Below are 18,642 nucleotides of genomic sequence, written 5' to 3'. Positions count from 1 at the left end.
GGACCCATGCTGCTACTCCAGCTCATCATCAACGGGATCCAGGTTGGGGCGCTCTACGGCCTGACTGCGGTCGGTTTCTCGCTGATCTTCGGGGCCACGAAGATCTTCCACTTTGCTCACGGCGCGAGCTTCGCGATCAGCGCTTACGTATTCTACTATCTCTATGCGGTTCTCCTGGTCTGGTGGCCGGTCGCGATCCTCGCGGCCTGCATCGTGGTCGTGGTGTTCGGAGTTGCCCTGGATCGTTATGTCTACGGCCCGATCCAGAGCACCGACGGATCATTCTTCACGATCTTCGTCGGCTCCTTTGGCGTCGCGGTCGTCATTCAGAACCTGATCGGGACCGTCTTCGGGCGCGGCTTCATTTCGGTGCCTTCGGCTTTGAGCAGGAGCGTCGAGCTCGTGCCCGGACTCTACGTGGCTCCCACGGCGGGGATTGCCGTCGTCACCGCGGTGATTTGCTTCGTCGCGCTCCAGCTGTTTCTCGGCAGGACCAATATCGGGATCGCACTCCGCGCGCTCTCTGAGAGCCCCGCGTTGGTGCGAACGTTTGGTCTGAACCCGAGGGCCGTGTCGACATGCGCGTTCGCGCTCGGCTCACTGCTCGTCGTCCCCGCCGCGGTGCTCACCAGCATGACGTCGGGGCTGAATGCGGCGATCGGCGGCCGCGTCATGCTGATCAGCGTCGCCGCCACCATCGTCGGCGGCGTCGGCAGCCTGCGTGGCGCCGCCTGCGCGGGACTGTTGCTGGGCATTGCGGAGAATCTCGCGTTGTGGCGGTTCGATCCACAGTGGAGCGAGGCGGTTACCTTCCTCATTCTGTTCGCGTTCATCGTGCTGCGTCCGTCAGGCTTCTTCGGCCGCGTCGTGACTAGTTGAGGGTCTGCATCGTGATCGCATATCTCGTAAACCTTGCAACGCTGGTCTGCATCAACGCCATTCTGGCGATCACCTTGAATTTCATCATGGGATATGCGGGCATTTTCTCCCTTGCCCATGCGGTGTTCTTCGGTGTCGGCGCTTATGTCGCGGCATTCATTGCCTTGCAATGGACGGATTCGTTGCTGCTTCAGTTGCCGGCTGCGATGCTCATCGCCGGCGTGATCTCCGCGGCGCTGGCCCTGCCAGCCTTGAGGGTACGTGGCGACTACTTCGTGGCGGCCTCTCTTGGCTTTCAGGTCCTCGCCGCAACCGTGTTCTCGGAGTGGAAGTCGGTCACGGGAGGCATCGGCGGGCTCGTCGGCATCCCGCCGGCAAGCATCGGGGGATACGCGTTCGGCGACCCCGCTCAGTTCCTCGGCCTCGCCGGCGTGATACTGGCCCTGGTGGTCGTGCTCACTACTGTGATCGTTCGTTCGAGCTTCGGTCGTAGCCTCAAGGCCATTCGCGACAGCGAGTCGGCCGCGCTGGCGTTCGGCAAGAATGTCGCGCTGATCAAGACGCTCTCGGTGTTTTACTCGACCGCGATCTGCGCCGTGGCAGGCGTTCTGTATGCCGATTATCTCAGCTTCATCAACGTCGAGAGTTTTACCATCGATGCCTCGACGCTCTTCATGGCCATGGTGATTGTCGGCGGCATCGGAACAGTATCGGGGCCGATCGTCGGTGCGGTTCTTCTCACGCTGCTGCCGGCCGCCTTGACCTACCTGCCGTTCCTCCCGCGCACCGAAATCGGGTCCGTGCAGCAGATGATCTACGGCCTGGCGATGGTCCTGCTGATGATCTTCAAGCCGGACGGCCTCATGGGCGCGAAGCGAGGCGAGGCCTGACATGCTGCAAGTGTCGAAAGCTCAGGTCCCCCCCGCGACGCTTCTCGAGATCGCCAATCTCACCAAGAGTTTCGACGGTGTGAAAGCGGTCGAGGATGTCTCGCTGCATCTGCGCGAAGGGATCATCACCACGCTGGTCGGCCCGAACGGGGCAGGCAAGACCACGCTCTTCAACCTGATCACCGGACATCTGCGGCCGACCTCGGGCGACATCCGCTGGCAGGGCGGATCGATCGTCGGTACCGCGCCGTGGAAGATCGCGCGCCTTGGTGTCGCCCGGACCTTCCAGGATCTGCGTCTGTTCTCCCACATGACGGTGTTCGAGAACGTCCTCACGGTGATGGAGAAGAGCGCCTGGTTCTGGCAATCCGAGACCGGCAGCGGCGCGGAGCGGCACCAACGGGTGCACGAGATCCTCGAGGCCACCGGCTTGCAGCACAAGGCCGGCGTGCGCGCAAACGATCTCGCCTATGCGGAACGCAAGTTTCTGAGCATGGCGCGGATCATGGCCACCAAGGCCAAGATGTGGCTTCTCGACGAACCGGCGTCGGGGCTCGATCCCAGGTCCTACGAGCGCTTCGTGGCGCTGCTGCGCAGCGAAGTTCGTCGCGGCATCACGATCTGCATAATTGAGCACAACCTCGAGATCGTCGTCAGCATCTCCGACCGGATCAGTTTCCTTGACCAGGGACGGCTTCTCGCCGACGGCGAGCCCGAGGAGATCCTCGGGAATCCGGAATTGTCATCCATCTATTTCGGCGAACGCAACTCATGACCGATACTCTCATCACCGTTGATAATCTTCGCGTTGGCTACGGCGGCCGCGTTGTGCTCGACAATGTCTGCCTCGAGATCCGCAGGAACGAGGTGCTTTGCCTCGTCGGTCACAACGGCGCCGGCAAGTCGACCCTATTGAATGCGCTTTTCGGGGTGGTCTCCCGCCAGGGCGGCGAGATATCGGTTGACGGTCAGCGCCTGCATCACCCGGAGCCGAAGAAGATGGCGGCCCTGGGGATTGGCCTCGTGCCCGAAGGCCGCGGAATTTTTCCGGGCCTGACAGTTGATGAAATCTTTCGCCTGGCAATGTGGGCGACCGACGTGCCGCAGCGGGCGCAGCCCGAGCGCATCGAGTGGGTGATGTCGATCCTGCCCCGCATCAAGACGTTCTACGCGCGCCGCGCGGGCACGCTGTCGGGCGGACAGCAGCAGATGGTCAGCATCGCGCGCGCCCTGTTGAGCCGTCCCCGCTGCCTTCTGATGGACGAGCCGTCGATCGGACTGGCACCAAAGCTGTTCCAGGATCTGCTCCAACCGATCCGGCAGCTTCAGCAGCAGCTCGGGCTATCGATCCTGCTGGTGGAGCAGAATGTGAAGGAAGCATTCAAGATTTCCGATCGCGTCCTGGTGATGCGCTCCGGCGCGATCATCCACGAGACCTGTCCGGACGCATTGGCGGACAACAAGGTACTCATGCAGTTCTACTGAACTGAAGGCAGACAACGAAGGTAGCACCATGCAGCAAGGTATCGTAATTGCAAACAGTGAGCGGCTGCGTCCGCCCGCCGGCCATTATTCCCACACCTGCACCGCCGCCGGCCTCGTGTTCGTGTCTGGACAGCTTCCGGTCGACATTAGTGGCAAGCCCATGAGCGACCAGCCGTTTGCGCGGCAAGCCGAACAGGTGCTCGCCAACGTCGATGCCTGCCTGGAAGCCGCGGGAGCCGACCGAAGCCGGCTCCTCCAGGTGCGCATCTACGTGACCGACATGAACTACTGGCCAGCCTTCAACCAGATCTATGCCAATTGGATCGGCGACGTCCGGCCGGCGAGGGTGGTCGCCGGCGTGGCGTCCCTTCATTTCGGATTGCTGTTGGAGATCGAAGCCATCGCGCTCGCTCCGGCCTGAACGGCACCCCTTTCACGACAATTGACGGGCGAAAGAATGACATACGCTCTCAAGATCAATGCCACACGGCACACCGTGGATGTCGACGGCGATACACCCCTGCTGTGGGTACTTCGCGATGTTCTCAAAATGACCGGCACGAAGTTCGGGTGCGGGATCGCGTTGTGCGGCGCATGCACGGTCCACATCGATGGTGTCGCGACCCGCTCGTGCATCACCACCGTCGACAGCGTCGGCAATGCCGCGGTGACGACCATCGAAGCCGTAGGTCTCACCGCTCCCGGCCGTAAGATACAGGAGGCATGGCTCGACCTCGACGTGGTCCAGTGCGGCTATTGCCAGTCGGGGCAGATCATGTCCGCTGCGGCGTTGCTGGCCAGCTCGCCTCATCCGACCGATGCAGAGATCAACGACGCAATGTCCGGCAATGTCTGCCGATGCGGCACCTACAATCGTATTCGCGATGCCATCAAGCAGGCGGCGGAAGAGAAGCAGCAATGATGGAACTGGAAACCGGGAGACTGCCGGGGCCGGTCGCGAACCGCAATCTGCCGCAGCTCTCGCGCCGGAGCCTGCTCAAGGTCGGAGCGAGCGCGCTGGGTGGTCTTGCCTTGACGGTTACGCTGCCGTCCCTGTCCAAGGCAGCAAGCGAGGAGAGCGCTCCGGCTCTCAATGCTTTTGTCCGCATCGAGCCGGATGGTCGCGTATGCCTGACCATCCCGAGTGTCGAGATGGGGCAGGGAATTTATACCGCCATGTCGATGCTTCTGGCGGAGGAACTCGAGGTCGGCCTCGATACTGTCACGGTCGAACATGCGCCGCCCAACGACGCCCTCTACGCCAATCCGATTCCGATCCTGCGCCAGCAGACTACCGGTGCGTCTGCCTCGATTCGCGGCTTCTGGAGGCCGCTGAGGTTGGCCGGTGCTGCGGCACGCCTGATGCTGGTCGCGGCAGCAGCGAAACAGTGGAACGTGGCCGCCTCGTCCTGCAGCGTGAAGAACGGCGTTGTCTTCGATCCCTCGGGAACGAAGTCGCTGCCCTATCGTGATCTGCTCCGGTCGGCGGTCTCCGAGAAGCCGCCGGCGCCTGATCAGATCAAACTCAAGTCGCCCGAACAGTTCAAGTTGATCGGAAAGTCCCCGAAGAGGATCGAGGCTGCGGATAAGGTCTCCGGTCGAACCCAGTTCGGCATCGACGTCATCCTGCCCGGCCTTCGAGTTGCCGCGCTCGCGATCTCGCCCGTGATGGGCGGTCGGCCCAAAGACATGAACAGGGCTGCCGCGCTCGCGACGAAGGGCGTGCGCCAGGTCGTCACGATCGACCGGGCGGTTGCCATCGTTGCCGACCACATGGGTGCGGCAAAGAAAGGCTTGGCGGCTGCCGCCGTCGCATGGGACGACGGCCCCAACGCGTCCGTCGACAGCAAGATGCTTGTCGAGCAGCTCAAGCGGGCGTCCGAAAGTCCCGGCGCCGTGGCGCGGATTGAGGGGCATTTCGAAGCAGCGTTCGCCGGTGCCGCGCGGCGCATCGAGGCGACCTACGAGCTTCCGTTCCTGGCACATGCGGCCATGGAGCCCATGAACTGCACCGTGCATGTCCGAAAGGAATCTTGTGAGATCTGGGTCGGAACGCAAATCCCGACCGTCACGCAAGCCGCGGTTGCGGCCCTGCTCGGTATTCCCCAAGACGCTGTGGTCATTCACAACCAGTACATCGGCGGCGGCTTTGGCCGCCGGCTCGAGCCGGATGGAACGCTCCTCGCCGTCGAGATCGGCAAGCAGGTCGACGGTCCTGTAAAAGTGATCTGGAGTCGCGAGGAGGATATCCAGCACGACATCTATCGTCCCTACTACTATGATCGAATCTCGGCCGGCCTCGATGCCGCGGGACAGCCGGTCGCCTGGCATCATCGGGTGTGCGGCTCTTCGATCATCGCGCGCGCCGTGCCGGCGCTGTTCAAGAACGGTCTCGATTTCGATGCCGTCGAGGGCGCCGCCGAGCCGCCCTATTCCCTGCCCAACATCCTGGTCGACTATGTTCGGACCGAACCGCCCGGCGTCACGACCGGGTTCTGGCGCGGCGTGGGACCGGCGCACAATGTCTTCGTCGTCGAGAGCTTCGTGGATGAGCTCGCCGCTGCGGCAGGCAAGGATCCCGTCGAGTACCGCAGGGCTCTCCTCGAGCACAATCCTCGCGCTCTCGCCGTTCTGAATATCGCGGCAGAGAAGGCCGGTTGGGGCAAGCCGATGCCCGCCGGAAAGGGCCGCGGCGTCGCGGTCCAGTTCGCGTTCGGGAGCTATCTGTCGCTCGTGGCCGATGTCGCCGTCGAAGACAAGGGCGCCGTCAAGGTGGCGCGTATCGTCTGCGCGGTGGACTGCGGCCTGCCGGTCAATCCGTACATGATCGACGCGCAGGTGCAGAGCGGAACGATATTCGGCCTGACCGCAGCGCTACGCGGGGCGATCACGTTCAAGGATGGGCGCGTCGAGCAATCCAACTTCGATACCTATTTGCCGATGCGCATCGAGGAAATCCCACGCATCGAGACCTACATCGTGCCGAGCACCGCCGAACCTGGCGGCCTCGGCGAGGCGGCGACTGCCATTGTGGCGCCGGCCGTGACGAATGCGATCTTTGCGGCGACCGGGCGGCGCGTCAGACGTTTGCCGATCGAAGCCACATGAGACAAGGGCGACCAGCGCCAGCGATCCTCCGCCGCGCTGTCTGCGTGTCAGGTGGAGCGGCGCGCGCGCTTTCCCTTTGTGCCGGTCTTCGAGGCCGCCTGGCCTTTGTCCAGTCCTGCGGCCGCCCCGGTCGATGCCTTGGCCGTGCCATCGTCGTCGGCCACTTCGTCGTCGACCGGCTCGAGCGTCGTCAGGACATCGCGCAGGAGATGGGCGAGTGTCTGCTGCTGCCTGTCGTCGAGACATTCAAGCAGCTGCCGGGCTGCGGCGAAGTGCGGCTGGATCACCTGGTCGGCCAAGGCGATCCCTTTTGGCGTGAGCTCGACCAGAACCGAACGGCGGTCGTCTGGCGCGGGACGACGGACGATCAGGCCGGCACGCTCGACGCGGTCGAGTCGGTTGGTCATGGCGCCGGAGGTCAAAAGACAGGCCTCGCTGAGCTCCGTCGGCCGCATGCGATGGGGCGCGCCGCGCCGGCGCAGGGACACGATCACGTCGAAAGTCTCCCAATTCAATCCGTGAGGCTGGAGCCACAGCTCGAACCGGCGGCGCAAATGCTCGCTGATGCGCCAGATCCGGCCGACGGTCTCGAGGTGCGACACGTCGAGGTCCGGCCACTCCCGCGCCCATTCGCCGGTAAATTTGTCGATTGCGTCCCGTTTCACGTCCGATGTTCCTTCATATAAAGTATCTTGATATAAAGTCTCTTTATATGATACTTCTTGCCCGGGTCATAAAGCAACTGGCCGATGCGCTCAATAGGAGCGCTGCATAACAAGGGGGAAAGCGTGATGCTGACGAGGCGCTCCACTATATTCGGCCTGCTTGGCACGGCCGCAATCCGCCCATCGCGCGCCTTCGCGCAAGGTGGTGCGGCACCCATCAAGATCCGCGTCGCTTCGGTGATCTCGTCGGCCTGGCTTCCGCTCTGGGTCGCGAAGGACAAGGGCCTCTTTCTGGAGAAGTGGCTCGACGTCGAGGTCATGACGGTCCAGAACCTCTCCACGACGATCGGTGCGCTCGGCCGCCAGCTGGACATTTCCGGCGCGACCGCGATCGATATCGTGAAGGCGGCAGCCGGCGGCCTCGATGTCGTGGGCGTGTGCGGCAACACGCTCGAGACCGCCGCCAACCGGCAGATGCGCCTCATCGCCGGCAATCAGTCAGGCATCACCTCGATTGGCCAGCTGGCTGGCAAGACGATCGGCACGCCGTCGATCAACGGCGTCGTCCACATCGCCACCCTGCTTGCGCTCAAGCGCGGCGGGGTGGATCCGAAAAGCGTGCGCTTCATCGAGATGATGTTCCCCAACATGGTGGACCAGCTCAAGGCGCAACGCGTCGATGCAGTCGAAGAGGTCGAGCCGTTTGTCAGCGCGCTCAACAAGGCGGGCCACGTTGACCTCGGCGATCCGATGCTCCAGGTCGGCGATCCCGTTACGCTGACCAGCTGGATGGCGAACGGCGCCTGGGCGCGCGCCAATCCCGACGCGATCGCGCGCTATATCGCGGCCCTCGAGGAGGCGAGAGCCTATATCGCTGCTAACGAGGTCGAGGCGCGCGAGATCCTCGCCAAATGGACTCGGCTGCCGAAGGACGTGATCGAAAGCATCGTGCTTCCGACGTACAGCACAGCTCTGACGGCAAGGCACATCTCGGCGTGGATCGAGGCGATGCGGGAGACTGGGCAACTCTTCGCTGAGTTGAGCGCATCCAATCTCGTGCTGAAGTGACCCGGAACGACTGGCGGCGATCATGACAACCCAATCCGCTTTTCAGTGCGAGCGCCTTTGCATCGATCTGCCCGGCGCGCCGGGCGTTCGCCGCATTATCGAGGATCTCGATCTTGAAGTCGGACGAGGCGAGTTCGTCTCGATCCTCGGCGGCTCCGGCACCGGAAAGACCACCCTGCTGCGGACGCTGGCGGGGCTGACACCCTACAGCTCCGGCCGCGCCGCCTACGAAGGACGCGAGGTCCGATCCCCGTCGCCCGGTATGGCCATGGTGTTCCAGGACTACGGCCACGCCCTATTGATGTGGCGAACCGTGCGGAGAAACGTCGCGCTCGGCGTGGAAGGGCGCCTGCGCGACGCTGAGCTCGATAACAAGGTTCAGAACGCCATCCGCATGGTTGGCCTTGAGCGGTTCAGGGATGAATACCCGTGGCGGCTGTCGGGCGGCATGCAGCAGCGGGTGCAGATCGCCCGGGCGCTCGCCATGGAGCCGAGCGCGCTATTGATGGACGAGCCGTTTGGCGCGCTGGACGCCATGACGAAGGCCTCGCTCCAGGACCAGCTTCTGGCGGTCCAGGCCGAAACCGGCGCCACCGTGCTGTTCGTGACCCACGATATCGAGGAGGCGATCTATCTCAGCGATACGATCATTCTCCTGAAAGGCAGTCCGGCCCACATCGCGCGGCGCATCCACGTCGACCTGCCGCGACCGCGCGACCAGATCGCGACCAAGGAGCTTCCCGAATATCTGCGACTGCGTCATCAGCTCTACGAGGCGTTTCGCCATGAGATCCATGTTTAGACGCTTAAACGTCGCGCTCAACGCGCCGGCACTCGCGACCGCCCTGGTCCTCTTCCTCGCGTGGGAGGTCGGCGTCAGGGCCGCTGCGACCCGGTTCGAATTTCTGCCGGCGCCGACGGAGATCGGTCAGGCGCTCTATGGCGCGATCCGATCCGGCCAGATCATCGCCGATTCCGTGCACACGGTCGCCTGTGCCCTCGCCGGATGGATCATCGCGAGCGTGCTTGGCGCGGCGATCGGGCTCGCGCTCGCGTTCTCGCCGATCGTCCATCGCTTCTTCGGCGCGTCACTCGAGTTGCTCCGGCCCTTGCCGGCCGTAGCGTTCGTTCCGGTCGCGGTCCTGCTGTTCGGTTTCACCGTCACTACGGAAATCACCGTGATCGTCTTCGCGAGCGTGTGGCCGGTCATCGTCAACGCCGTCGCCGGGGCGAAGGCCATCCACCCGAGGCTCCTCGATACGGCCGCGACGCTGCATCTGTCGCGAACACAGCGGCTCGGCAAGGTCATCCTTCCCGCGGTCTTGCCATCGACCATGGTCGGCGCCCGTGTCGCACTTGGGCTCGCACTCGTCGTCGCGGTTATCGCGGAGATGGTCGGCAATCCGGCCGGGCTCGGCTGGGGGCTGGTGACGGCGCAGGAAGCTCTCCAGCCGGACCTGATGTTTGGCTATTTGGTTGCGACCGGTGCGCTCGGCGTTCTCCTCAACGCGTGCCTGCGACTGACCTTTGCGCGGCTTTTTCCCGGCATTCGGGAGCTTCAGCAATCATGATCGCAACCAACGCGCCCGCACAAACCGTTGCCGGTGGCAGAGGACGCCGATGGGGTCTCCATGCGGCGGGCAACGCATGGTCGGCGCTGCAAGGACTGCTGCCGCTGATCGCCTTGCTGTTGCTCTGGCAGGTGCTGGGTGATCCGCGTTCGCCTTATTTTCCGCCTCCGTCGAGATGGGCGGCCGCCCTGATCGACCGGACGAGCGCGGGAGATCTTGTTCCCACGGTGCTGGTGACGTTCCAATCGGTCGCCGCGGCCCTTGTCCTTGCCACGGCACTGGGCGTCGGCATTGGCTGGTTGATCGGCGCCTCGCCGGGTCTGGCGCGCTGCCTCGGGCCGACGCTGGAATTCCTGCGCACATTGCCGCCTCCCACCATCGTGCCGGTGGCGGCCTTGATCGTCGGCGTCAATGAAAAGATGAAGCTGTTCGTGATCGTATTCGCGGCGCTCTGGCCGGTTCTGCTCAACACCACCTCAGGCGTGCGGTCGCTGCATCCGACGCTGCTCGAGGCTGCGCGATCCCTACAACTCGGTGTGATTGCGCGAGTGACCAAGATTTTCCTGCCGGCGCTACTGCCGTCGATCCTGACGGGCGTGCGCGTCGCCGCGCCGCTGGCGATCATCGTATCGCTGCTCGCGGAGATGCTGACACTGATGCCGGGGCTCGGCGCGCTGCTGCTGATGGCGCAGCGCAATTTCAACGCGGCCGAGGTCTTCGGCCTGCTGGCGGTCGTCGGCTCGTTCGGCTTCATCATCAACGCAGCGCTTGCCGCTTTCGAATCCTGGGCCTTGATGCCTCAGGGGCGGTATTAAAGGAAACGGATCATGTCCATCGATTTTGAACGAAACGGCGCCGTCGCCCTCGTCACGATCAACCGGCCCGACGCCATGAATGCCCTCGACGTCGAGCACGATCGCGCGCTCGCCGAGGTCTGGAAAGAGTTCGAGGCGGACGCGAATTTGCTGGTCGCTGTCATGACCGGTGCTGGCGGCCGTGCGTTCTGTTCCGGCGGCGATCTGAAGGCCTATATGCCCTGGCGCCGCGAGCACGCCCTGCATGGCACGGACAGCACCATCAGTTTCGGTGGCATGACACTCGCTGGCGAGATCACCAAGCCGGTCATCGCCGCGATCCAAGGCCATTGCATCGCCGGTGGGCTTGAACTGGCGATGGCGTGCGACATTCGCGTCTGCACACCGGACTCGCGGTTTGGCCTGGCGGAGGTGCGGTGGGGTGTGCTGCCGGGCGGCGGCGGCACACAGCGGCTTCCGCGGCTTGTCCCCGTGGGCTGCGCCCTGGAGATGATCCTGACCGGTGAGCCGATCGATGCGCAGCGCGCCGAACGGATTGGCCTCGTAAACCGCGTGGTCGCGGCCGACGCGCTACTCGATACCGCCTTCGCGATGGCGAAGCGCATTGCGGCGAACGGGCCGCTCGCAGTGAAGGCCGCGAAACGGGCCGTTCAGAACGGATTGGACGGCTCGCTGGAGGAGGGGCTGGTTCTGGAAGGCGCGCTACAGAAGCAATTGCTTCAAACGGCCGATGCGGAAGAGGGGCTCCGTGCCTTCGCCGAACGGCGGGCTCCGGCCTTTGCCACCGCCACACCAGCCGAAAAGTAAACGACACCAGAGGAAAGGGTCAGTCTCATGTCGACGACACACGAAAACAGACCGCGATTTTCGCCGGCCCGCCGCGTCCCGCTCGGACCGAGTGGAGATCTGCTGTTCTTGTCGGGAAGCCTTTGCGTCGACGAGGACGCACGCGACAACATCGAGCTCCAGACCCGCCGGATTTTCGAGCGCATCGCTCGCGTGCTGGGCAAACACGGCGCCTCACTGTCGGATGTCGTGAAGACCACATCCTATCTGGCCGATCTCGCCGATTACGATGACTTCAACCGTGCTCGCGTCGAAACGTTCATGGACTGCAAGGAGCCTCCGGCCAGCACCGCCGTCGGAGCCGGGGCACTCCTTGGTTCCGGTACGCGAGTGGAGATCGAGGCTGTGGCGTTCGTGCCTTCGCGCTGAAAAGTGCCTGAAACAGGCCTCGACGTCGGATCGTACCGACCGGCCTGATCTCGGGATCAACAAAATGCCGTTGGGATTACAATGTCCAGATTCGTCCTGATTCATGGTTCGCGGCATACCGGAGCGCATTGGCTGCCGGTGGCGAAGCGACTCGAGCAACGGGGCCACACGGTCACCGCGCCGACGGTGCTGGGTCATGGCGTGGGGGTCGAGAAGCGAGTCAATCTCGCCCAACAGATCGAAGACCTTATTGGCCGGATCGTGAGAGCTGACTTGCGCGATTTCGTGCTGGTCGGACATTCCTATCGCCGTACGATCATCGCGCGGCTCGCCGAGGAGATCCCGGATCGGATCCGCCGCCTCGTTTTTTGGAATGCGTTCGTTCCCGAGAAGAGACACTCACTGAACGACGAAGTACCGCCGCATTACCGCAAGATGTTCGCCGATATCTCCGCCGCGTCGTTGGACCGGTCGGTGATGTTGCCCTATCCGATATGGCGTGAGGCCTTCATCAGCGATGCTGACGAGGCTCTTGCCCGATCGGCCTACGAGACGCTGTCGTCCGAACCTTATCAGCCGTTCCTCGACAAGCTCGACCTGGAGCGCTTCTACGCGACGCAACTTCCGAAGAGCTACCTGAACTGTACGGAGGACATTGTAATGTGCTGAACGATTGATCAAAGCGAAGCGACGTTATGATGGAGATAACGTCTTTGTTTCTGCCATTCCGCTATCCCGGATAGCTACCCGAACCTTTGCCACGAGCACTCATCGGCGGCCCTGGCGACCCAGGCGTAGCATCTTGCAATACCGAGTGATTCTCGTACGCTACCGCGTGCCGACCCGATCAAGGTGCCGCCGAGGCAGGGCCCGCTCGCGCGAGCTAGAGCCTTGAGGTGCCGCATCTGATCGAAGCTTCCGCGCGAAGAACCGAGGTGGCTGCTTTGCGGCAACGGGCTGACAAACGCGAAGCATTCGAATTTGGGCCGTTCCGCCTGGTCGTGCCCCAGAGACTGCTCGTCAACGACAACGAGCCCGTGGCGCTCGGCAGCCGGGCTCTGGACCTCTTGATCGCTCTCGTCGAGCGTGCCGGAGAGGTCGTAAGCCGCAGGGACTTGATCAAGCGGGTGTGGCCGGGCCTCATCGTCGAGGAAGCCAATCTCCGCGTTCATATTACCAATCTGCGCAGAGCGCTCGGTGAAGGCTACATCGCCAACGTCGCGGGCCGAGGCTACTGCTTTGTCGCACCCGTCCGGCATTCGGGAATAGACGGTTCGTCTACGGATACCCCGACCGGGCGCCTGCAACACGAGCAACTCCCTCCACGCTTGGAGCGCATGATAGGCCGCGATGACACGGTTGAAACCCTGCGTGCAAGGGTCAAGTCCAGCCGCTTTGTCTCCATCGTCGGGCCGGGCGGAGTTGGCAAGACGACCGTGGCTGTCGCGCTCGCCCATGGAATGGAGCCCGAATTCCGGGATGCGGTGTGCTTTGTCGATCTCAGCGCTCTGCGCGAAGGTGCACTCGTCGTTTCGGCCGTTGCATCCGCCGTCGGCTGTGTCGGGGAGACGCAGGACTCGCTGCCCAGGCTTCTGGCCTTTCTTGCCGGCAGACGAATTCTCGTCGTTCTCGACAGTTGCGAACATGTCGTCGAGTTCGTGGCGACGTTGACGGAAGGTCTCTTTCGGGAGGCGCCACTGGTCTACATCATCGCGACCAGCCGCGAGGCGTTGCGGGTCCAGGGCGAGAACGTTCATCTGCTGCGTTCGCTCGACAATGCTTCGGTCGCGCCGAACCCGACGGCAGCCAAGGCGCTGGCGTCTCCCGCGGTACAGCTCTTCGTGGAGCGGGCCAACGCTGCAGGATACCGCCACCCCCTGACCGATGAGGATGCGCCGATCGTGGTGGATATCTGCCGTCAACTCGATGGGGTTCCGTTGGCCCTGGAGCTCGCGGCGAGCAGGGCAGGCACCTATGGCATTCGCGGGCTCGCGCAACTGGTCGGCGACCGTCTGATGCTACTCTGGAGGGGACGGCGCAGCGTGCCGCGGCACGAGACCCTCACGGCGATGCTCGACTGGAGCTACGATCTGCTATCGGAGCGCGAGAGATCGGTTCTGTGTTCGCTGTCGGTCTTCGTCGGGGCGTTCACACTTGATATGGCGCAAGCGGTCGCGTCCGGATCGGATGAAGAGAGATTTGAGGTCCTCGACCTCGTTGCCAGCCTGGTCGATAAATCGCTGATCTCGGTATCAACGACCGGCCAGGCAACTTCATATCGGCTCCTCGATACGACGCGCGCGCATGCCGCGGTGAAGCTCAGGGAACGCGGGGACGAAAACACAATTGCAAGGCGACATGCACTCCATCTCGCGCAATGCCTCGCGGGAGCGCGGGCCAACAGTCTCAACGATCCAGATCTGGTCGCACATGCACCGCATATCGGAGATGTCAGGTCCGCGCTCGAATGGAGTTTTTCGGAAGCTGGCGATAGTTCTACCTGCGTGGCGCTGGGGGCGGGCGCGGTGCCATTGCTCATTGCGATCTCGATGTTGAGCGAGAGCAGGCGCTGGTGCCTGCGAACTCTGAATGCGTTGCCGGACGATGTTCGCGGAACAAGGCTTGAGATCGGACTACAGCTGGCATTGGCGATCTCGTCGCATCATGCTCACAACGACAGCGCCGAGGTGGCGCGGGCGCTGGAACGCGGACTGAGCCTTGCCGACTCGCTGGGAGACCCCGAGTATCAGTTGGAACTGCTCGCCGGACTGAATGTCCATGGAACCCGCCTTGCTGATGCGGGCGCATCTCTGGCGGCGGCAGAGCGATACGCCTCCATCGCCAGCAAGCGAGGCGCGTCAAGGGAGATCGTGACAGCGGAGTGGATGCTGGGGTCGAGCCATCATCTGATCGGAAATCAGGCTCTGGCGCAGCAGAGTTATGAAAGAGGCTTTGCGCATGCGGCGGCGGGTGTTAAGAAGGTGCACTCCTTTGGTTACGATCACCAGGCGAGAGCCTTGATCGGTTGCGCGCGGACGCTGTGGCTTCGTGGCCTTCCTGATCAAGCGGTCCAGTTCGCGCATGAAGGCGTCGAAGTTGCCGGGCGACAAGTGCAGCCGGTGTCGTTTAACGTCTGCCTTGCTTATGCTTATGCCGCGCCGTTGTTTCTCTGGCGGGGAGACCTCGAGGTTGCGGAGGAACTCACCGAGCGGCTTATCGCTCATGCCGTCAGGTACTCGCTCACGGCGTATAAGGCCGCCGGCCAGAGCTTGCGCGGCGAGCTCCTGATGGCGAGGGGAGATATTCGACCGGCCGTTGAGACGTTTCGCGCTGCGCTGCCGGTCCTGCAATCCGAACGACGGTACGTCTTCGCATGGGCCTCTTCTCGCGCCTTAGCGGACGCTCTGGTGCGCTTCGGGTATCCTCTAGAAGCGACTGTCATCATTGATGCAGCTCTCGCCGACGCCGCAACCGGCTCCGGCACGTTCGAACTGCCGGAATTGATGCGGACCCGGAGCGAGGTGCTGTTGGCGGCATCGTCGGAGAACTGGCCGGAAGCCGAGGCATCCGTGAAAGGGGCGCTTGAGCTTGCGCGGCGGCAGTCTGCGCTCGGCTGGGAGTTACGTTCGGCCATGCTGCTGAGCCGCTGGTGGCGGGCTCGAGGACGTAGGGAGGAGGCACGGACCCTGCTTGGGGATGTCCTTGCAAGATTTACGGAAGGGTTCGACACCGCTGATCTGCGAGAAGCGGCGGGCCAGTTGCGCGAACTCGGGGCCGCCTGAAGCCTGTTCAGGATCATTCTGCAAAAACTTCACTTCCGCGCCGGTGCGACCCGGTGTTGCGTGCGCCGTCTTGACGGTGATGAGTACCGAGGTTGCGTGCGCGGACCACGTTCGCGGCTGTAATGGAGAACGACGGGTTTCGGATGAAATACGATTCCGGGAGGAGGTTGTCGGATGTAGTTGTGTCAGTCCCATGGTCGCCTCGCATAACGATCCGGAGTGACACGAATGGATACAGGGGCGACGACCTTGACTTAGAGCACACAAAGGGAGCCGATGGGCGAGCGCAATTGCAGCACGCGCAGTGTGTGGTCGACAGGCCTGATTCTCGAGCTTTGGGCGTATTGGTCGAGAGAGCGTCGGATCAGGCAAGCGGTACGGTCGCTGGCAGTCCTCGATCAGCTAACGCTGCGTGGTCTGGGCATTCACCGCTCCGACATCGAGCTCACCGTGCGATTCTGCCTGGCGTGTTAGGCGATTCAGGTAGCGTTCACATCGTAGGAATTTGCACGAGCTTACGACGCTATACTGGCCTATCGGCCCAGGAAGCGCAGACTGGGCCAATGATCCTTGGGCTGAAAATTCGTTCCGGCTGGAGAGAGCGCGCATCATGCCTGACGTCAACAGCCGGATCGGAGCTAAGACCGGTGCCTCGCCTCGTTCGGACCGGCGCCGGAACCGAACGTCGAGCAAGGCCTTTTCGGATTTCGGGACCGTTCTCCTGGCCATCGCGGGGCACGATCTTCGCCAACCGCTGCAAATCCTTCAAAGCGCGCATGAGAGATTGGAAAATGGCCCTCGCACAAAATCCGAGCAACGTCTCCTGGAAATCAGCCAAGCGGCGCTTGGCCAGTTGAAGGGGCTGCTCGATCAGCTCGTTGGAGCCGTTCGCCTGCATGAGCGCGCCAGGCACATGCAGCTGCTACCGGTCGGCCTGGAGCCGCTGCTGCGACAAGCTCGGCGCGAGAGCGAATCCTTCGCGATCGAGAAGGGGATCGAGATCCGCATGGTGCCAAGCAGATCGCTGGTGACGAGTGATGCCTTTCTGCTTGGCGCCATCCTTCGCAACCTGATCAGCAATGCGATCAAGTATACCCGACCGGGTGGTCGCATTCTCGTGGGATGCCGTCACTTAGGTACCAGCATACGGATCGATGTGATCGACACCGGAATCGGCATGACCAACGATCAGATGTCACGAATCTTTGAGGCGTTCACGCGACTCGATTCAACCGAAACCGATGGGTTGGGCATCGGTCTCTTCATCGTACGTCGCACAACCGCCATCCTCGGTCACCGCATTGACGTGAGTTCCGCACCATCGCGCGGAACTTGCTTTTCCGTCGTGGCAGAAAAGGCGTGAAAGAGGAGAGCGTCATGAGCGCTATGGGACGGCGCTCGGTCAATCAGCGGCGCTCCGTCTATCGTCACGTCTCAAATGATTCCGCCATTGGCCCGGATTACCTGGCCGTTGATCCACGCTCCATCCTGGCTGGCAAGAAAAGCAACCACCGCTGCGATGTCGACGGGTTGCCCGAGCCGCTCGAGAGGAGCGAGGCCCGCGAGATAATCGACCGCTTCCCGGGATTTTCGCTCCAGAAACAGCGCCGTCGCGGTCGGTCCCGGTGCAACTGCGTTGACGGTGACATTCCTGCCGCGAAGCTCCTTCGCAAGCACGCGTGTCATCGCCTCGACACCCGCTTTTGTGGCCGCATAGACGGCATAGTTCGAATGAAGGAGGCCGACTTGACTGGAGGACAGGTTGATAATTCGTCCGCCATGGCGGATCCGGCGCGCAGCTTCACGAAGCGTGTTGAAGACGCCCTTCAGGTTCACTGCGATCTGGGCCTCAAACTGCGCATCGGTGGTCTCGGCGATGGTTGACAGCAGCATGATGCCGGCATTGTTCACGAGTACATCGACGCCGCCAAAGGCGACGTCGGCGATCTCGAACATGCGTTCGACCTCGGAAACCCGCGCGACATCGGCCTGTGCCGTGATTGCGCGACCGCCGGCCATCTCGATCTTGTCGGCAAGAGTGTCTGCGGCGGCTACATTGCCGGCATAATTGATCACGACGCTGAAGCCGTCACGGGCTAGCCTCTCGGCGATGGCTGCGCCGACGCCGCGGGCAGATCCGGTGATGATGGCGACTTTCTTTTGCGTGCCGGACATCGGCGCGCTCCTGAACGGCAGGTGTTTCACTGTGCACCAGGCGGTATCGATTTATGCATGCTCCCGCCGCTTCTTGGGGGTATCTCGATGAGACGCCGCACCGCGGGGAATTCTCGGTAACGGTATGACTGACCTTGCCGAACACCGGCTGTTTGTTTATGCAAAGGACCGTAAATCGTCGCAGTGCCGGGGTATGTGAGCCGATCGAAATCGCTCGTTGAAGGGGGGACGGGCGCTCACGCGCGGATCAACGAAAAGCGATTGGCAAATCCGCCTGCTCTTGACTAGTCGTCGGATGCCCATTCGTGCCGAGAGAGCCCAACGCATGACGCCCGACATCTTTAGAAGATCGATTCCTACAAACGCGAGTAGATCGCTCTGGCCAAGCGGCTCCTTTCTGCCAGCGAAACGCAGTCGCTGACGAGGGCAGCTTCGGCTCCGCGAGGGTTCGTCGCGGCAATCTACAAGAAGCTTGCGAGCGGTGAAGATGCTCTGATCGCGAAGATCAAGAAGGCATCTCCGTCAAAGGGACTCATCCGCGCGGAGTTCGATCGACCTTCGCTTGCGAAGGCCTACGAGGCCGGCGGCGCAAGCTGCTTGTCGGTGCTGACCGACAAGCCGTCGTTCCAGGGAGTACTGGCGTTCATCGCGACGGCGCATGCTACGACGAATCTGCCGGTTCTCCGCAAGGATGTCATGTTCGATATCTATCAGGTGATGGATGCGAGAGCGCATGGGGCGGACTGCATTCTCCTCATCATGGCAGCGCTTGACTTGATCAAGCGCTTGGGCGTGCCTCAAGCGCCGAGACCGGGGTGTACATCGAAGTGGTAACCCCGCCATACGAGTCACCTCCACTACCTCTTCGTTTGCAGGAGTTCAGCAAATCCAGATCTTTCTGAAATGTTCGGCGAGTTCGATTACAATTGTAACGGAGAACAGAAATTAGACGGCCTCCAAGGAACGCTCTCAAGAAGCGTGCGGTAATT

At 62.6% G+C, this 18,642-nt stretch carries 18 protein-coding genes and 1 pseudogene; 17 read left to right on the top strand and 2 right to left on the bottom strand.

Annotation, left to right across the window (positions count from 1 at the left end; genetic code table 11):
• Positions 1-6: 6 nt before the first annotated feature.
• From AB7008_RS36715 to AB7008_RS36685, 7 genes are read left to right on the top strand one after another with little or no spacing between them, the layout of a single operon-like run.
• Positions 7-879 (top strand): branched-chain amino acid ABC transporter permease, encoded by an 873-nt coding sequence (locus AB7008_RS36715; protein WP_248879280.1) that lies wholly within the window; start codon positions 7-9, stop codon positions 877-879.
• 11 nt (positions 880-890) lie between these two features.
• Positions 891-1,769 (top strand): branched-chain amino acid ABC transporter permease, encoded by an 879-nt coding sequence (locus AB7008_RS36710; protein ID WP_304490965.1) that lies wholly within the window; start codon positions 891-893, stop codon positions 1,767-1,769.
• Position 1,770: 1 nt separating this feature from the next.
• A complete protein-coding gene (locus tag AB7008_RS36705; protein WP_304490964.1) occupies positions 1,771-2,544 on the top strand; it encodes an ABC transporter ATP-binding protein in 774 nt (257 codons plus the stop codon).
• Entirely contained in the window at positions 2,541-3,254 is a 714-nt protein-coding gene (locus tag AB7008_RS36700) for an ABC transporter ATP-binding protein (protein ID WP_441260384.1), read from the top strand. The genes AB7008_RS36705 and AB7008_RS36700 overlap by 4 nt, the downstream gene beginning before the upstream one ends.
• 28 nt (positions 3,255-3,282) lie before the next feature.
• Entirely contained in the window at positions 3,283-3,675 is a 393-nt protein-coding gene (locus AB7008_RS36695; RefSeq protein ID WP_441260383.1) for a RidA family protein, read from the top strand.
• A gap of 36 nt (positions 3,676-3,711) precedes the next feature.
• Positions 3,712-4,176 (top strand): (2Fe-2S)-binding protein, encoded by a 465-nt coding sequence (locus AB7008_RS36690; protein ID WP_441260382.1) that lies wholly within the window; start codon positions 3,712-3,714, stop codon positions 4,174-4,176.
• Positions 4,173-6,362, top strand: coding sequence for a molybdopterin cofactor-binding domain-containing protein (locus tag AB7008_RS36685; protein ID WP_441260381.1), 2,190 nt, complete (start codon positions 4,173-4,175; stop codon positions 6,360-6,362). Before AB7008_RS36690 ends, AB7008_RS36685 begins: the two co-directional genes overlap by 4 nt.
• A 47-nt stretch (positions 6,363-6,409) precedes the next feature.
• Here the strand turns inward: AB7008_RS36685 and AB7008_RS36680 are convergent, their stop codons facing one another.
• Positions 6,410-7,027, bottom strand: a complete 618-nt coding sequence (locus tag AB7008_RS36680; protein WP_441260380.1) for a MarR family winged helix-turn-helix transcriptional regulator — start codon at positions 7,025-7,027, stop codon at positions 6,410-6,412.
• A gap of 126 nt (positions 7,028-7,153) precedes the next feature.
• On the opposite strand from AB7008_RS36680, the gene AB7008_RS36675 reads away from it, so the two are divergent.
• From AB7008_RS36675 to AB7008_RS36635, 9 genes are all read left to right on the top strand, one after another.
• Positions 7,154-8,095: an ABC transporter substrate-binding protein gene (locus AB7008_RS36675; RefSeq protein WP_441260379.1), complete on the top strand. Its 942-nt coding sequence runs from the start codon at positions 7,154-7,156 to the stop codon at positions 8,093-8,095.
• A gap of 22 nt (positions 8,096-8,117) precedes the next feature.
• Complete coding sequence (locus AB7008_RS36670; protein WP_304490959.1) at positions 8,118-8,897, top strand: ABC transporter ATP-binding protein; 780 nt, start codon at positions 8,118-8,120, stop codon at positions 8,895-8,897.
• Positions 8,890-9,666: an ABC transporter permease gene (locus tag AB7008_RS36665; protein ID WP_441260378.1), complete on the top strand. Its 777-nt coding sequence runs from the start codon at positions 8,890-8,892 to the stop codon at positions 9,664-9,666. The genes AB7008_RS36670 and AB7008_RS36665 overlap by 8 nt, the downstream gene beginning before the upstream one ends.
• Positions 9,663-10,481, top strand: a complete 819-nt coding sequence (locus AB7008_RS36660; protein ID WP_441260377.1) for an ABC transporter permease — start codon at positions 9,663-9,665, stop codon at positions 10,479-10,481. The genes AB7008_RS36665 and AB7008_RS36660 overlap by 4 nt, the downstream gene beginning before the upstream one ends.
• 12 nt (positions 10,482-10,493) lie before the next feature.
• Complete coding sequence (locus tag AB7008_RS36655; RefSeq protein WP_248879271.1) at positions 10,494-11,288, top strand: enoyl-CoA hydratase/isomerase family protein; 795 nt, start codon at positions 10,494-10,496, stop codon at positions 11,286-11,288.
• Positions 11,289-11,315: 27 nt separating this feature from the next.
• On the top strand, positions 11,316-11,696 hold the full coding sequence (locus AB7008_RS36650) for a RidA family protein (protein ID WP_441260376.1): 381 nt from the start codon (positions 11,316-11,318) through the stop codon (positions 11,694-11,696).
• An 81-nt stretch (positions 11,697-11,777) separates the two neighbouring features.
• Positions 11,778-12,365 (top strand): alpha/beta fold hydrolase, encoded by a 588-nt coding sequence (locus tag AB7008_RS36645; protein ID WP_441260375.1) that lies wholly within the window; start codon positions 11,778-11,780, stop codon positions 12,363-12,365.
• A 227-nt stretch (positions 12,366-12,592) separates the two neighbouring features.
• Positions 12,593-15,478, top strand: a complete 2,886-nt coding sequence (locus AB7008_RS36640) for an ATP-binding protein (protein ID WP_441260374.1) — start codon at positions 12,593-12,595, stop codon at positions 15,476-15,478.
• A gap of 610 nt (positions 15,479-16,088) precedes the next feature.
• A complete protein-coding gene (locus AB7008_RS36635; RefSeq protein ID WP_441260373.1) occupies positions 16,089-16,841 on the top strand; it encodes a sensor histidine kinase in 753 nt (250 codons plus the stop codon).
• 71 nt (positions 16,842-16,912) lie between these two features.
• On the opposite strand, the gene AB7008_RS36630 is transcribed toward AB7008_RS36635, so the two are convergent.
• Entirely contained in the window at positions 16,913-17,653 is a 741-nt protein-coding gene (locus AB7008_RS36630; RefSeq protein WP_441260372.1) for an SDR family oxidoreductase, read from the bottom strand.
• A gap of 372 nt (positions 17,654-18,025) precedes the next feature.
• Here AB7008_RS36630 and AB7008_RS36625 point away from each other — a divergent pair.
• Positions 18,026-18,427 (top strand): annotated as a pseudogene (locus AB7008_RS36625) (indole-3-glycerol phosphate synthase TrpC); the annotation flags it as partial.
• Between the last annotated feature and the right edge of the window lie 215 nt (positions 18,428-18,642).

Origin of the sequence: Bradyrhizobium sp. 521_C7_N1_3 (assembly GCF_052075975.1) — a bacterium.
In the GTDB taxonomy this organism is placed as follows: Bacteria; Pseudomonadota; Alphaproteobacteria; order Rhizobiales; family Xanthobacteraceae; genus Bradyrhizobium; species Bradyrhizobium japonicum.
This window is presented reverse-complemented; position numbering and strand designations above follow the sequence as displayed.

What these genes read in the sequence shown, in the direction of transcription:
- AB7008_RS36635 (WP_441260373.1), top strand. Translation starts at nt 16,089, where the DNA reads ATGCCTGACGTCAACAGCCGGATCGGAGCTAAGACCGGTGCCTCGCCT.
- AB7008_RS36715 (WP_248879280.1), top strand. Translation starts at nt 7, where the DNA reads ATGCTGCTACTCCAGCTCATCATCAACGGGATCCAGGTTGGGGCGCTC.
- AB7008_RS36700 (WP_441260384.1), top strand. Translation starts at nt 2,541, where the DNA reads ATGACCGATACTCTCATCACCGTTGATAATCTTCGCGTTGGCTACGGC.
- AB7008_RS36675 (WP_441260379.1), top strand. Translation starts at nt 7,154, where the DNA reads ATGCTGACGAGGCGCTCCACTATATTCGGCCTGCTTGGCACGGCCGCA.
- AB7008_RS36645 (WP_441260375.1), top strand. Translation starts at nt 11,778, where the DNA reads ATGTCCAGATTCGTCCTGATTCATGGTTCGCGGCATACCGGAGCGCAT.
- AB7008_RS36705 (WP_304490964.1), top strand. Translation starts at nt 1,771, where the DNA reads ATGCTGCAAGTGTCGAAAGCTCAGGTCCCCCCCGCGACGCTTCTCGAG.
- AB7008_RS36690 (WP_441260382.1), top strand. Translation starts at nt 3,712, where the DNA reads ATGACATACGCTCTCAAGATCAATGCCACACGGCACACCGTGGATGTC.
- AB7008_RS36695 (WP_441260383.1), top strand. Translation starts at nt 3,283, where the DNA reads ATGCAGCAAGGTATCGTAATTGCAAACAGTGAGCGGCTGCGTCCGCCC.
- AB7008_RS36670 (WP_304490959.1), top strand. Translation starts at nt 8,118, where the DNA reads ATGACAACCCAATCCGCTTTTCAGTGCGAGCGCCTTTGCATCGATCTG.
- AB7008_RS36685 (WP_441260381.1), top strand. Translation starts at nt 4,173, where the DNA reads ATGATGGAACTGGAAACCGGGAGACTGCCGGGGCCGGTCGCGAACCGC.
- AB7008_RS36630 (WP_441260372.1), bottom strand. Translation starts at nt 17,653, where the DNA reads ATGTCCGGCACGCAAAAGAAAGTCGCCATCATCACCGGATCTGCCCGC.
- AB7008_RS36665 (WP_441260378.1), top strand. Translation starts at nt 8,890, where the DNA reads ATGTTTAGACGCTTAAACGTCGCGCTCAACGCGCCGGCACTCGCGACC.
- AB7008_RS36650 (WP_441260376.1), top strand. Translation starts at nt 11,316, where the DNA reads ATGTCGACGACACACGAAAACAGACCGCGATTTTCGCCGGCCCGCCGC.
- AB7008_RS36655 (WP_248879271.1), top strand. Translation starts at nt 10,494, where the DNA reads ATGTCCATCGATTTTGAACGAAACGGCGCCGTCGCCCTCGTCACGATC.
- AB7008_RS36660 (WP_441260377.1), top strand. Translation starts at nt 9,663, where the DNA reads ATGATCGCAACCAACGCGCCCGCACAAACCGTTGCCGGTGGCAGAGGA.